At 70.7% G+C, this 13,918-nt stretch carries 13 protein-coding genes and 1 tRNA gene; 4 read left to right on the top strand and 10 right to left on the bottom strand.

Annotation, left to right across the window (positions count from 1 at the left end; all coding sequences use genetic code 11):
• The coding region (locus AB0B01_RS06220; RefSeq protein WP_361713452.1) for a VCBS repeat-containing protein at positions 1–918 on the top strand (918 nt) is incomplete at its 5' end.
• Positions 919–1,017: 99 nt separating this feature from the next.
• Here the strand turns inward: AB0B01_RS06220 and AB0B01_RS06225 are convergent.
• The 4 genes from AB0B01_RS06225 to AB0B01_RS06240 form a co-directional block, all read right to left on the bottom strand.
• Positions 1,018–1,090, bottom strand: a tRNA-His gene (locus AB0B01_RS06225).
• Positions 1,091–1,197: 107 nt separating this feature from the next.
• Positions 1,198–1,800, bottom strand: coding sequence for an oligoribonuclease (orn, locus tag AB0B01_RS06230; RefSeq protein WP_361713454.1), 603 nt, complete (start codon positions 1,798–1,800; stop codon positions 1,198–1,200).
• A 68-nt stretch (positions 1,801–1,868) separates the two neighbouring features.
• Complete coding sequence (locus AB0B01_RS06235) at positions 1,869–3,041, bottom strand: helix-turn-helix domain-containing protein (protein ID WP_361713456.1); 1,173 nt, start codon at positions 3,039–3,041, stop codon at positions 1,869–1,871.
• A 374-nt stretch (positions 3,042–3,415) separates the two neighbouring features.
• A complete protein-coding gene (locus tag AB0B01_RS06240) occupies positions 3,416–3,703 on the bottom strand; it encodes a hypothetical protein (protein WP_361713458.1) in 288 nt (95 codons plus the stop codon).
• Between the two features lie 490 nt (positions 3,704–4,193).
• Here AB0B01_RS06240 and AB0B01_RS06245 point away from each other — a divergent pair, with 490 nt between their 5' ends.
• Both AB0B01_RS06245 and AB0B01_RS06250 read left to right on the top strand, forming a co-directional pair.
• On the top strand, positions 4,194–4,724 hold the full coding sequence (locus AB0B01_RS06245) for a universal stress protein (RefSeq protein WP_356846768.1): 531 nt from the start codon (positions 4,194–4,196) through the stop codon (positions 4,722–4,724).
• Between the two features lie 99 nt (positions 4,725–4,823).
• Complete coding sequence (locus AB0B01_RS06250) at positions 4,824–5,390, top strand: GPR1/FUN34/YaaH family transporter (RefSeq protein WP_361713459.1); 567 nt, start codon at positions 4,824–4,826, stop codon at positions 5,388–5,390.
• 94 nt (positions 5,391–5,484) lie between these two features.
• Here AB0B01_RS06250 and glmS read toward each other — a convergent pair whose 3' ends face one another.
• The 3 genes from glmS to AB0B01_RS06265 form a co-directional block, all read right to left on the bottom strand.
• On the bottom strand, positions 5,485–7,302 hold the full coding sequence (glmS, locus tag AB0B01_RS06255; RefSeq protein WP_361713461.1) for a glutamine--fructose-6-phosphate transaminase (isomerizing): 1,818 nt from the start codon (positions 7,300–7,302) through the stop codon (positions 5,485–5,487).
• Positions 7,303–7,352: 50 nt separating this feature from the next.
• Complete coding sequence (locus tag AB0B01_RS06260) at positions 7,353–7,628, bottom strand: hypothetical protein (protein ID WP_356846763.1); 276 nt, start codon at positions 7,626–7,628, stop codon at positions 7,353–7,355.
• 119 nt (positions 7,629–7,747) lie between these two features.
• Positions 7,748–8,644 (bottom strand): DUF4429 domain-containing protein, encoded by an 897-nt coding sequence (locus tag AB0B01_RS06265; RefSeq protein ID WP_361713463.1) that lies wholly within the window; start codon positions 8,642–8,644, stop codon positions 7,748–7,750.
• Positions 8,645–8,695: 51 nt separating this feature from the next.
• On the opposite strand from AB0B01_RS06265, the gene AB0B01_RS06270 reads away from it, so the two are divergent.
• Positions 8,696–10,279, top strand: a complete 1,584-nt coding sequence (locus tag AB0B01_RS06270) for a beta-N-acetylhexosaminidase (RefSeq protein WP_361713465.1) — start codon at positions 8,696–8,698, stop codon at positions 10,277–10,279.
• A gap of 4 nt (positions 10,280–10,283) precedes the next feature.
• Here the strand turns inward: AB0B01_RS06270 and AB0B01_RS06275 are convergent, their stop codons facing one another.
• Genes AB0B01_RS06275 through AB0B01_RS06285 form a run of 3 tightly spaced genes read right to left on the bottom strand, consistent with a single transcriptional unit; the run spans position 10,284 to position 13,917 of the window.
• Entirely contained in the window at positions 10,284–12,065 is a 1,782-nt protein-coding gene (locus AB0B01_RS06275; protein WP_361713467.1) for an IucA/IucC family siderophore biosynthesis protein, read from the bottom strand.
• Positions 12,062–12,649, bottom strand: a complete 588-nt coding sequence (locus tag AB0B01_RS06280; protein WP_361713469.1) for a GNAT family N-acetyltransferase — start codon at positions 12,647–12,649, stop codon at positions 12,062–12,064. The genes AB0B01_RS06275 and AB0B01_RS06280 overlap by 4 nt, the downstream gene beginning before the upstream one ends.
• A complete protein-coding gene (locus tag AB0B01_RS06285; RefSeq protein ID WP_361713661.1) occupies positions 12,646–13,917 on the bottom strand; it encodes a SidA/IucD/PvdA family monooxygenase in 1,272 nt (423 codons plus the stop codon). Before AB0B01_RS06285 ends, AB0B01_RS06280 begins: the two co-directional genes overlap by 4 nt.
• Position 13,918: the final 1 nt, after the last annotated feature.

Here is a 13,918-nt window from a genome sequence, read left to right on the forward strand (position 1 = left end):
TCGGACATCGGCGTGTTGTACAACAACGGCCAGGACGCGGACGGCACCAACCACACCGCGCTGTGGACGTTCACCAGCACCGGCAGCGGCTTCGCCAATCCGGTCCGGAAGTGGGAGAGCACCGGCTCCTGGAACTGGGACCGTTCCAAGCTGACCTCGGGTGACTTCGACGGCGACGGCAAGACCGACGTGGGCGTGCTCTACAACAACGGCCGGCAGGCCGACGGCACGAACATCACCGCGCTGTGGACCTTCACCAGCACCGGTGCCGGTTTCAACGGCCCGGTCAAGAAGTGGGACAACGACGACCGGACCACCGGCTCCTGGAACTGGGACCGCTCCAAGGTGGTGGCCGGGGACTTCACCGGTGACGGCAAGGCCGACGTCGGCGTCCTTTACAACAACGGCCGGCAGGCCGACGGCACGAACATCACCGCGTTGTGGACCTTCACGAGCACCGGTGCCGGTTTCAACGGCCCGGTCAAGAAGTGGGACAACGACGACCGGACCACCGGCTCCTGGAACTGGGACCGCTCCAAGCCCGTCGCCGGCGACTTCAACGGTGACGGCAAGGCCGACGTCGGCGTGCTGTACGACAACGGGCAGGACGCGGGTGGCACCAACCACACCGCCCTGTGGACGATGACCAGCACCGGCGCCGGCTTCAGCGGCCCCGTCAAGAAGTGGGACTCCGGCAGCAACAGCTGGAACGCCGACGCGAGCAAGGTCACCGCCGGCGACTTCGACGGGGACGGCAGGACCGACGTCGGTGTGCTCTACAGCTATGGACAGCAGGGCGACGGCACCAGTCGCACCGGCCTGTGGTCCTTCACCAGCAACGGCAGCGGCTTCGCGGCCCCGCTGAAGAAGTGGGAGAGCACCGGCTCCTGGAACTGGTTCCGCAGCGACCTCGCCTGACCCGTAAGGGGCTCGGCCGAGTCCCAGGCGTTACTGACTTCGGGTGGCGGATAAGCAGAGGGCCCCGGTCCGCTCACGCGGACCGGGGCCCTCTTTCAGGGTGAGTGACGGGACTCGAACCCGCGGCCACCTGGACCACAACCAGGTGCTCTACCAACTGAGCTACACCCACCATGTCCGGTCGGGAAACCGACCGGCCGAAGAAAAGGGTACAGGGTCCGAGAGGGTGCTCGCTCCTCCCTTTCCTCCGCCCCGTCTCCGGAGGGGCCCGGCCGGGTCCTACTCGGCGGGCAGGGTGTACTTGGCCGCGATCGCCCGGGCCGTGTCCGAGTCCGGTCCGGGCTGGGGCACGAAGACCGCCTCCCGGTAGTAGCGCAGCTCGGCGATGGACTCCTTGATGTCCGCGAGCGCCCGGTGGTTGCCGTTCTTCGGCGGGCTGTTGAAGTAGGCCCTCGGGTACCAGCGGCGGGCCAGCTCCTTGACCGAGGACACGTCCACGATCCGGTAGTGCAGGTGGCTCTCCAGGGCGGGCATGTCGCGCAGCAGGAAGCCGCGGTCGGTGCCGACCGAGTTCCCGCACAGCGGAGCCTTGCGCGGCTCCTTCACGTGTTCCCGTACGTACGCCAGGACCTGCGCCTCGGCATCCGCGAGGGTGATCCCGTCGGCCAGCTCGTCGAGCAGGCCGGAGGCCGTGTGCATCTCGCGCACCACGTCGGGCATGGTCTCCAGGGCCGCGTCCGGCGGGCGGATCACCAGGTCCACGCCTTCGCCGAGCACGTTGAGCTCCGAGTCGGTGACCAGCGCGGCCACCTCGATAAGTGCGTCGTCCGTCAACGAGAGCCCGGTCATCTCGCAGTCGATCCACACCATGCGATCGTTCATGCGTCCACCTTATGCGGAAGGTCCGCCCCCTCGGTGACGACCGAGGGGGCGGACCTTGCCGGCTACGGCTACGCGTGCTCGCGCAGGACGCGGCCCGGGGCGTACAGCTCCGTCACCGTCGGCCCGGCCGCGGCGAGCGCCGCCGCCGCCCGCTGGGGCTGCGGAGTGCGCTGGTGCGGGACCGGCCCGCCGGAGATCTCCGCCACCTGTGCCACCTCGGACTGCGGCCGACGGGCCCGGTAGGCGGAGCGGTACGCGGCCGGGGAGGACCCCAGCTGCCGTCGGAAGTGCCCGCGCAGGGCCACCGGCGAGCGGAACCCGCAGCGCCCGGCGACCTCGTCGACCGAGTAGTCGGAGGTTTCCAGCAGCCGCTGTGCCTGGAGCACCCGCTGGGTGATCAGCCACTGGAGCGGCGCGCTGCCGGTCAGCGAGCGGAAGCGCCGGTCGAAGGTGCGCCGGCTCATGTAGGCGCGGGCGGCGAGCGTCTCCACGTCGAACTGCTCGTGGAGGTGCTCCAGCGCCCAGGCGACGACCTCGGCCAGCGGGTCGGCGCCGATCTCCTCCGGCAGCGACCGGTCGAGGTAGCGCTCCTGCCCGCCCGTGCGGCGCGGCGGGACCACCAGCCTGCGGGCCAGCGCGCCGGCCGCCTCGCTGCCGTGGTCCGTGCGCACGATGTGGAGGCACAGGTCGATTCCGGCCGCGGTTCCCGCCGAGGTGAGGACGTCACCGTCGTCGACGAACAGCTCGCGCGGATCGACATGGACGGACGGGTACCGCTTGGCCAGCGTCGGCGCGTACATCCAGTGCGTCGTCGCGGGCCGGCCGTCCAGCAGACCGGCGGCGGCGAGCACGAAGGCCCCCGTGCACAGCCCGACGATCCGGGCGCCCTCCTCGTGGGCCTGACGCAGGGCGTCGAGGGCCTCCGGAGGCGGCGGCGATGTGATGGAGCGCCATGCGGGCACGACGACCGTGCCTGCCCGGGCGATCGCCTCCAACCCGTACGGCGCGGTCAGCTCAAGCCCGCCGGTGGTCCGCAGCGGACCGTCCTCCCCGGCGCACACGAGCAGTCGATAGCGTGGAACTCCCGCGTCCTGCCGGTCGATGCCGAACACGGAGAGTGGAATGGAGCTCTCGAAGATCGGTCCGCCGCTGAACAGCAGCACCGCGACGATCTCCCTGCGGCGACGCCCCGCGAGCTTCCGGCCGGCGTCCGTGACGACGGCGGTGGAATCCTGGCTCATGGCTAAGCCCCCCTTGGGTGTCGCGACTCCTTGGTCTGGTCGCACCTGCACGTTTCCCCTCGGCCTTGCACGTGGATCCCCCGCCGTAAATACATGATCGAATCTACTGCGTCCCGTGGTGTCGGCGTGACAAGTTCAGCACGCAGCGCTATGTCGACTTGGCAACTTGGCGAAAAGCATTCGATCAGGAAGCGTTCCACTCCGCTACCGAAGTGGGAAGCTCGCGCTCCGGCCGTGGCCAGTACCCATAGGGTCGCGGCGCCCCCCTGGCTCCGTCGTCGCTGGTGGTGGGGGGGTTGGGGGGACATTCCGACAAGACCGGCACCCTGCTGGGAAGTTGGCTGAAAACGTGCGGGTGTGGGTGTGCGAATAAGTCAGTCCTGAGGGGAGATGCCGCCGGTACCGGAGCGGCCCCGGTGTCCGCCGCCCCCGGATGCGCTCCCGCCGCGCGAGCGGCGGCGGCGCCGGCCGGGCGCCGGCCGGTCGGCGGCCAGGACCATGGCGGCGGCCCGCTCGGCCTTCTCGGAGCAGCGCAGCATCGCCCGGCACACCGCGGTGACGGCGGCCAGCCCGAGGGTCGCGACGGCGGCCCCGCCGAAGGAGGTCCCGTAGATGACGAGCACCACCGGGACCAGCAGGCAGCTGAAGACCGCCCAGCGCACCACGTCACCCGCGGGGTCGTCATGCGGGCGCCGGGCGGATGGCACGGACGGGTGAAGGGGGGAGGGGGTGAAATGCGGTGTCGTGTCGACGCGGTGGACGGACCGAGCGGACTGGGCGGGCTGGACGGGGTGAACCGGATGGCCGGGCACGGCGTGCTCCCTGCGGGCTCTTCCTGGACGGTCGGACGCCTGACCAACGGCGTGCGGACGGCCTCGGTCACTGCGCTCACGGGTGGCGAACCGGGCGGCTCGTCACTGGCTGTAGGGAACAGCGGCCATTGCCAAGGAGCCCTCGCTCCGGCATGCTCCCTGGGACGCTCTCCAAGGGCGGCAAGCCCTGTGCAGGACAGGAGTGTCGCCGTACCCTGGGGGTAACGGGCTTGGGAAGATGCTTCCCGGACAGAGCTCCGTCACCCTGAGTCGTCGTTTTCGCCCATCGCCGCCCCGTCGCCTTGTCCCTTCGCCCGAGGACCTCTTCGCCGAGACATCCATGGCCGGTCACGAATTCCCCGAACCAGCGGACCGCAAGCGCAAACCCCTCGCCGACCACGCGTCGAGCGACCTGCGCGCGGTGGAACAGACGCGCCACGCCTGCGACCCGGCCTTCCGGCACGGGGTCGTGGTGGGCTTCGACGGCTCCACGTCCAGTGAGCGCGCCCTCGCCTACGCGATCGGGATGGCCCGCCGGTCCGGATCGGGCCTGATCATCGTGCACGTGGCGAACCGGCTGCCCACCACCGTGTGGGCGGGCTGCGAGCCGCCCGTCTTCGTGGACGTGCCGGACCACCGCACCGAGGTGCTGGGGCTGGAGCTCGCCTGCGCCGACTACCTCGCCGAGGTGCCCTGGATCCTGGTCGAGCGGGGCGGGGACATCTGCCACGAGCTGGAGGAGGTCGGCCGGGAGTATTCGGCGGACGCCATCGTGGTCGGCTCCACGCACGGGATCGTCGGCCGGATCTTCGGCTCGGTGGCGGGGCGGCTGGCCAAGCGGGCCCAGCGACCCGTTGTTGTCATTCCGTAACCCGTTGTATGCCGGTTGTGCGGTTGTGAACCCCCATGTAAAGGGTAGATAAGTGCTGCTGGGACGCAGCAAACAACTGCAGATCGAAGGGAGCCCGCCGTGGACAATGGTGTCTCTGCGGGAAGCACGGCCTCGACTTCGACCCTCGGGCACATAGCCCTGGGTCTCACCCTTCTCGCATTCGGTATCGGCCACACCGGAATCATCGACGGCGTGTCCGCTGCCGGCTCCGCGTCGCTCGCGATGTACGTCGGCGGCGCAGCCCTCTTCCTCCTCGGCCTCCTGGAGTACCGCGGCGGCAACGGGTTCAACGGCACCGCGTTCGCGGGCCTCGGCATCTTCTGGTTCACGTGGGCCAAGGGTGCGGGCGCGTCGGTCTCCGACGAGGCTGCCGGAACGTTCCTGGTGCTCTTCGCGATGCTCGCGCTGACTCTCACCCTCGCCGCCGCGAGCGGTGTCTTCGGCCAGGGCGTGTACGCCCTGCTGACCCTGTCCCTCCTCCTGCTGGCCATCGCCTCGTTCGCCGACAGTGGCGTACTGGCCAAGGCCGGCGGCTGGGTCGCCGCCGTGTCCGGCCTGCTGGCCTGGTACGGGGCCACCGCGGCCCTCGCGCACTGGCCGATGGCGCTCGGCAGGTCCCGCAGGGGCGCGGTCGCCGCGAGCTGAGCGCACCCGCGGCGCGGCACCGCAGTACGGCAGGACCCCCGGGCGCAGGGCGCCCGGGGGTCCACTCGTGCCTGGTCGGCGACCGGCCTGCCGACTACTCGACGGTGACGGACTTCGCCAGGTTGCGCGGCTTGTCGATGTCCCGGCCCAGGGCAAGGGCCGTGTGGTACGCCAGCAGCTGGAGCGGGATGCCCATCAGGATCGGGTCCAGCTCGTCCTCGTTCTTGGGCACGAGGATGGTGTGGTCCGCCTTCTCCTGCTCGCGGTGGGCGACCGCCAGGATCCGGCCGCTGCGGGCCTTGATCTCCTCCAGCGCCGCGCGGTTCTTCTCCAGCAGGTCGTCGTCCGGGACGATCGCGACCGTGGGCATCGCCGGCTCGATGAGCGCCAGCGGGCCGTGCTTGAGCTCGGAGGCCGGGTAGGCCTCGGCGTGGATGTAGGAGATCTCCTTCAGCTTCAGCGAGGCCTCCAGGGCCACCGGGTAGCCGCGGACCCGGCCGATGAACATCATCGACTTGGCCTCGGCGTACTCGGCCGCGAGCTGCTTGATGTCCTCCTCGCCCTTGAGGATCTCCTCGATCTGGGCGGGCAGCCTGCGCAGGCCCTCGATGATCCGCTTGCCGTCGGTCACCGACAGGTCGCGGATGCGGCCGAGGTGCACGGCGAGCAGCGCGAAGGCCACGACCGTGTTGGTGAAGCACTTGGTGGAGACGACGCAGACCTCGGGGCCGGCGTGCACGTACACGCCGCCGTCCGCCTCGCGGGCGATCGCGGAGCCGACCACGTTGACCACGCCGAGGACGCGGGCGCCCTTGCGCTTGAGCTCCTGCACGGCGGCCAGCACGTCGTAGGTCTCACCGGACTGGGAGACCGCGATGTAGAGGGTGTCGGGGTCCACGACCGGGTTCCGGTAGCGGAACTCGGAGGCCGGCTCGGCGTCCGCGGGGATGCGGGCCATGCTCTCGATGAGGCCGGCGCCGATCAGGCCCGCGTGGTACGAGGTGCCGCAGCCGAGGATCTTGACGCGGCGGATGCCGCGCGCCTCGCGGGGGTCCAGGTTCAGGCCGCCCAGGTGGACGGTGTTGAAGCGGTCGTCGATCCGGCCGCGCAGCACGCGGTCGACCGCGTCGGGCTGCTCGGAGATCTCCTTGTGCATGTAGGTGTCGTGGCCGCCCATGTCGTAGGAGGCGGCCTCCCACTCCACGGTCTCCGGGGTGGCGGTGGTGGTGGCACCGCTGGTGGTGTAGGTGCGGAAGTCGTCGGCCTTCAGGGTGGCCATCTCGCCGTCGTCGAGGGTGACGACCTGGCGGGTGTGGGCGACGAGCGCGGCGACGTCCGAGGCGACGAACATCTCCTTCTCGCCGATGCCGAGCACGACGGGGGAGCCGTTGCGGGCGACGACGATGCGGTCGGGGAAGTCGGCGTGCATGACGGCGATGCCGTAGGTGCCCTCGATCGCCTTGACGGCCTCGCGGACCTTCTCCTCCAGCGTGTCGGCCACGGAGCGCGCGATCAGGTGGACGATGACCTCGGTGTCGGTCTCCGAGAGGAAGACCACACCCTCCGCCTCCAGCTTGGCGCGGAGCTCGGCGGCGTTGTCCACGATGCCGTTGTGGACGACCGCGACCTTGTTGTCGGCGTCGAGGTGCGGGTGGGAGTTGATGTCGCTCGGGGCGCCGTGGGTGGCCCAGCGGGTGTGGGCGATGCCGGTGGTGCCGGCGAAGCGCTTGGGCACGCGGGATTCCAGGTCGCGGACGCGGCCCTTGGCCTTGACGACCTTCAGCGCCGCGGACTTCGGGCTGTTGACGACGATGCCCGCGGAGTCGTATCCGCGGTACTCCAGCCGCTGCAGGCCCTCCAGCAGCAGCGGTGCCACGTCACGCTTGCCGATGTATCCCACGATTCCGCACATAAAGTGTTGCCCCTCCTGAGGTTCGGTTGCCGTGCCGGTCGCGCCGGTGCTCAGCCGTAGACGATGCGGCGCAGCTGCCGCAGAGACAGCTGCGGCGGTGCCACGGCACGGTGCGGCAGCTCGGCCGCGATGCGCTCGAAGATCTCCGCGTTGACCGCGCCGCCGGACTGGAGCTCCCGGTGCCGGCGGCGGACGAATTCCTCGGTCGTCTCGTCGAAGTACGCGAGTACGTCGAGCACCACCCGGGCGGCCTCGCCGCGCTGCAGCGAGGTGCTGCGCACCAGGTGGTCGACGAGGTCGTCATGGGACGGGCGGCGATCGAGCACCCGTAGATACTGACTGGACTCCCCTGGGAAAGCAAAGATCCTGCCCGATTCCGGGCAGGATCACTCTGGTCTGGACCAGGGCAATCCTTTCATCCGGTTGCAAAAGGGTGCTAAAGAGGTCAGAAGCGGCGCAAAACGGCTTGCTTGGCCGCGGTGAACTCGTCAGCCGTGAGGATGCCCGTCTGGTGCAGCTCGCCGAGCTCCCGCAGCCGGCGCAGCAGCGCGTCGTGGTCCTCGGCGGCCGCCGGCCCGGGAGGCGCGGCCGCAAGCTCCGCCACCGGCGCCACCGCCATGACCGGCGCGGGCTCGGCCGGGGTGGCCGGATGCGGCATCCGCACCGCCACGGCCGCCGCGACCAGCGCCATCAGCGGGTCCTTCTTGAAACCGAACAGCTCCACCGTGTGCGGGTCGTACTTCGGCGCCGGAGCGGGCGGGGCACCCGCCAGGGTGAAGCGGATCCAGCCGTTCTCCAGCCCCTTCGACGGAGACCACTCGACCGCCTTCACGTCCGCGACCCGGAACTCGCGCGGGCCCCCCGAGCTCTTGGCCTCCTCCGTCGTCCAGTTCCAGTCCAGGACCACCCGGTCGCCGTCGAAGGCCACCGTCCCGTCCCCCGCGCCGACCGTGATCGGAACGGCCGGGCCGGGCAGCAGGTACGCGTCGACCGGGCCGGGGGCCACCTGCTCCAGCAACAGGGCGTTCCGCACCTCGTCCACGAAGTACTCCGCCACCCCGCTCCGGTCCGCCTCCACGGTCAGCCGGTACGGGTCGGAGGCCTCCGGCAGCCGCCCGCCCGTCACCTGGAGCAGGGGGTCCGCACCGTCACGCAGCCGCAGTCTCAGCCGGCCCGCCTTGCGGCCCGGTTCGTAGGAGACCCCGGCGAGCGCCCGCAGCGGTACGACCACCTCGCCCAGGGTCTGGCGCAACAGCCCCACCCCCTTGTCGCGGCCGGGCACGATCCGCACCACGTCGCCCTCGAAGGTCCATGTGCCGTCCTTCTGGATGATTTCCGCCATCCAGCGATTCTCGCACCGCTCCTGGAAGGCCAGTTGGCCTATACCTGGGCCATGAGAGTCCTGCGACGCACGCTCGGAACCCTCCTCTTCCTCGGCGCGGCCGTCTCCTGCGCCCCCGCCCCCGGCGACGACGCCAGACCCGGGACCGTGCGCCCCGCCGTCCTCGCCCCCTACGAACGGCTCCTGCCGGCGCCCGCCTCCGCCCGCGCCGAGGGCGCCGGGTACCTCTTCGGGGCGGGCACGGTCATCCGTACCGGCCCGGGCGGCGACGAGGAGGTCCGGGGAGTCGGCGAACTCCTCGCGGAACAGCTCCGGGCCTCCAGCGGGCTGCCGCTCCCGGTGGTCGGCGGCTCCGAGGGCGACGGGGTGCGGCTGCTGCTCGACGAGGGGGCCGAGGGGGTCGGCGAGGAGGGCTACCGGCTGCACTCCGACCCGCGCGGGGTCACCCTCACCGCCCGGACCCCGGCGGGCCTCTTCCACGCCGGCCAGAGCCTGCGCCAGCTGCTCCCGGTGACCGGGCCGGGGACGGTGCCGGGCGGGGAGATCACCGACGCGCCCCGCTTCGCGTACCGCGGGGCCATGCTCGACATCGCCCGCCACTACTTCACGGTGGAGCAGGTGAAGCGGTACGTCGACCAGATCTCCGCCTACAAGGTCAACACGCTCCACCTCCACCTCACCGACGACCAGGGCTGGCGGATCGCCGTCGACGGCTGGCCGCGGCTGGCGGAGTACGGGGGCGGCAGCGAGGTCGGCGGGGGCCCGGGCGGGTACTGGACGAAGGACCAGTACCGGGACCTGGTGGCCTACGCCGGCCGGCGCTACGTGGACGTGGTCCCGGAGATCGACATGCCGGGGCACGTGAACGCCGCCCTGGCCTCCTACGCGGAACTCAACTGCGACGGCAAGGCGCCCGAGCGCTACACCGGGACCAAGGTCGGCTTCAGCTCGCTGTGCGTCGGCAAGGAGCGGACGTACGAGTTCATCGACGAGGTGCTCGGCGAACTCGCCGAGATCACGCCGGGCCGCTACCTCCACATCGGCGGCGACGAGGCGCACTCCACCCCGGCGGCGGACTACGCGGCGTTCATGGACCGCGCCCAGGAGGTCGTGGGCCGCCACGGCAAGACGGTGGTGGCCTGGCACCAGCTGGCCGCGGCCCGCCCGTCGCAGGGCGCGGTCCTCCAGTACTGGGGCCACGACCGGACCCCGGCCGCGGAGAAGGCGGCGGTGGCCGCCGCGGCGAAGGCGGGCCACCCGCTGATCCTCTCCCCGGCGGACCGGCTGTACCTGGACATGAAGTACGACACCACCACCAAGCAGGGCCTGGCCTGGGCGGGCTACGTCCCGGTCAAGCGCGCCTACGACTGGAACCCCGGCACCTACCTGGCCGCGTCCGGAGTCCCGCAGTCCGCGGTCCTCGGGGTGGAGGCACCCCTGTGGACGGAGACCATCGCGACCCGCCCGGACCTGGAGTTCATGGCCTTTCCGCGGATCCTCGGCCTGGCCGAACTGGGTTGGTCCCCGGGCCCCGCGAACTGGCCCTCCTACCGCCAGCGCCTGGCCGTCCAGGCCCCCCGCCTGGACGCCCAGGACACCACGTACTACCGCTCCCCGGACGTGCCCTGGGGGTGAGCCGTCACCGCCGGGCGAAGGGCGCGACGGGGTTTTTGAGGGTGCCCACCAGTTGGAGGGCCGCCGAGGGGTCGGTGAGGTCGACCATCTGCCGGTTGTTGCGCAGCTGGAGGCGGTTGAGGCAGGACAGCCGGAACTCCTCGGCGAAGAGGTCGTACCGGGCGAAGCGGTCCGCCAACTCGGGCACCGACTCCTGGTAGGCGTGGGCGCAGTCCGCCACCGCCTGCCAGAACACCGACTCCTCGCACAGGCCCTCCGCGGCGAGGATCGGGCCGAGGAAGCGGAAGAAGCAGTCGAAGACGTCCGTGAAGATCGACAGCAGCTTCATGTCCTCCGGGACGTCCGCCCGGATGCGTTCCACCGCGGGCGGCAGGACCGCGTCCGGATCCATGACCACGATCTCCTCGGCGATGTCCTTGAAGACCGCCCGCTTCACGACCCCGCTCTCGATGACCAGGATCGTGTTCTCGCCGTGCGGCATGTACGCGAGGTCGTACCGGTAGAAGCAGTGCAGGAGCGGGACCAGGTAGGCGCGCAGGTACGCGCGCAGCCACTCCCGCGGGGGCAGGCCCGACTCCTCGATCAGCGCGCCGACGAAGGATCGGCCCTCCACGTCGACGTGGAGGAGGGAGGCCATGGTGGCCAGGCGTTCGCCGGGGCGCAGGGAGGCCACAGGGGATTCGCGCCACAGGGCCGCCAGCATCTTGCGGTACGGGGAGTGCCGGTCGGTGGCCCGCTCGTACTGGCGGTGGTGGTAGCCGATCGCCGCGCGCTCGCGGATGATCGAGAAGTCGACCGACCGCAGGACGGGGTCGGACCCGACGAGCTGGTGGAGCCAGTCGTTGATCGCCGGGGTGGCCTCCATGTAGGCGGCCGAGAGTCCCCGCATGAAGCCCATGTTCAGCACCGAGATCGCCGTCTTGACGTAGTGCTTCGCGGGGGCGCTGGTGTTGAAGAAGGTGCGGATGGACTGCTGGGCGAGGTGGGAGTCCGCGCCCTCGCCGAGCAGGACCAGGCGGCGGTTCGCGATCTCGGAGGCGAAGGTGACCGTGGTCTTGTTCCACCACTGCCAGGGGTGGACCGGCAGGAGGTGGTAGTCCGCCAGGTCCAGGCCGAGGCCGGACATGCGGGCCTCGAAGGCCGCGAGGGTCTCCTCGCCCAGCTCCGCCCGCATGAAGGCGTCGTGGTCCAGGCCCGAGCCCGCCGTGAAGGTGGACACGTCCTTGCGGGCCGCCACCCACACCAGGTGGACCGGGCTCGCCGCCTCGGGGGCGTACGAGAGGTACTCGTGCAGGCCGAAGCCGAGGCGGCCGTTGTTGGCGACGAAGCAGGGGTGGCCCTGCGTCATGCCCGTCTCGATGTCCTGGAACGAGGACTTCGCGAGGACGGCCGCCGACACCTGCGGCTTCGTGTACGTGAAGCCCGCGCCCGCCAGGGTGGAGGAGATCTCCTCCAGGTACACCGGCAGGACCTCGGGGCTCAGCCCCAGCGTCTCGCGCAGCTCGATGAGGAAGTCCAGGGCGTCCAGCGGGAGCTCGGCGCCGTCCCGGTGCCGGGTGATCGAGGACGCGTCCACCGACCAGTGCTCCAGGGCGTGGAGGCGGGCGGAGAAGCGGTACTCCACCGAGGCGTCGTCGCTCCGGACCGCCCAGCGGTCCTCGCCCAGCGGCTCCGGGGTCAGCAGGCGCTCGTGGGAGAACTCCGCCAGGGCCTTGCGGACCAGGGCGCGGTTCGCCCGGGCCCACGGCTCGGGGGAGAGGTGGGAGACGGCGTCGGCGAGGCTCATGCCGAGGCTCCCGTCGTGATGCCGGTGGCGGCCTCGAAGCCGGCGCGGGTGCAGAAGCTCAGCAGGGCCTCCTTCTCCGGCTTGCGGATCGGGCCGTCCGCCACGAAGCCCACCGCCTCGTTGAGCGCATGGACCGCCGTGTTGCCGACGTCCGGTTCGACCACGACGCGCTGCGTGGCCGCGTCCGCGAACAGGGCGGCCATCACCGTCGTGATCACCGCGCGGGTGAAGCCGCCGAGGGGCCGGTCGCTCGGCGCGACGAGGAAGTGCATGCCGACGTCGCCGGGCCGGGCGTCGTACAGGCCGACCAGTTCCAGCCTGCCCGGGTCGTAGCGCTCCATCAGGAAGGCCGGTTCCCCCTCGTGGAGGCCGATGAAGGCGTCGTGATGCTCGGACGCGGCGATCTTCATGTACGCGCGCTCGACGTCCGGCAGCGTGGCGTCCTGCATCAGCCAGAACGCGGCCTTGGGGTGGGTGACCCAACCGTGGAGCAGCTCCGCGTCGGCGAAGGGGTCCAAGGGCCGGAGGGAGAAGGTCCCCCGGGCCGGGTCCGTCCGGCTGAAGAGGATGCCGGTGGTGCTCATGCGCTGATCCCTTCCGGGGCCCCGAACTGCTGGAAGGCGATGGACTTCTCGATCTTGTAGTACTCCCGGCCGAGGAGCTCGCCGATGATGTACGCGTTGCGGTACGCGGCCATGCCCAGGTCGGGCGAGGTGACGGAGTGGTTGTGGACCGTGCCGTTCTGCAGGAAGACCCCGCGGCCGGTCACGTCGATGCTGTAGTTGCGGGCCGCGTCGGGACGGCCGCGGCCGTCGAAGCGGAGGCGGTCGCGGACCGGGGCGAGGAAGTCCGGGAGGGTGTACGCGTAGCCCGTCGCGAGGACCAGGCCCTCGGTCGTGAGGGAGAAGTCGCGCTCCTGCTCCTCCTGGCGCAGCCCCAGGGTGTAGGCGGCGGCCGTGGTGTCATACGCCGCCGAGTTGAGCGAGGTGTTGGTCAGCAGGGTCGTCGGGACGGGGCCCGGCAAGGAGACCTTCTTCTGGTAGAGCAGGTCGAAGATGGCGTTGACCAGCTCGCCGTCGATGCCCTTGAAGAGGCTCTTCTGCTGCGTCTCCAGGCGGTGGCGGGTGTGCTCGGGCAGCGCGTGGAAGTAGTCCACGTACTCCGGTGAGGTCATCTCCAGCGTCAGCTTGGTGTATTCGAGCGGGAAGAAGCGGGGGGAGCGGGTGATCCAGTTGAGCCGGTAGCCGTGGACGTCGATCTCGCCGAGCAGGTCGTAGTAGATCTCGGCGGCGCTCTGGCCCGAACCGACCAGCGTGATCGACTTCTTCTTCTGCAGCTCCGCCTTGTGGTGCATGTAGCCGCTGGTGTGCGTGAAGTCGCCGGGCAGGCCGGCGCAGGCCTCGGGGACGAAGGGCGGGGTGCCGGTGCCCAGGACCAGGTGGCGGGCGAGGTGCGTCCCGCCGCGGTCGGTGTGGACCGCGTACAGGCCGGCCCGCTCGTCGTAGGTGACCTCGGTGACGGAGGTGGAGTACAGGACGTTGTCGAGGCGGTCGGCGGCCCACCGGCAGTAGTCGTCGTACTCGGTGCGCAGCGGGTAGAAGTTCTCCCGGATGTAGAAGGGGTACAGCCGGTCCCGGTCCTTCAGGTAGTTGAGGAAGGAGAAGGACGAGGTCGGGTCGGCGAGCGTGACCAGGTCCGACATGAACGGCGTCTGGAGGTGGGCGCCGTCCAGGAACATCCCGGCGTGCCACTCGAAGTGCGGCTTCGTCTCGATGAAGAGGCCGTCGAGTTCGCCGATCGGCGCGGTCAGGCAGGCGAGCCCCAGATTGAAGGGGCCGAGGCCGATACCGATG

It is taken from the genome of Streptomyces sp. NPDC044571 (assembly GCF_040647115.1).
GTDB lineage: Bacteria > Actinomycetota > Actinomycetes > Streptomycetales > Streptomycetaceae > Streptomyces.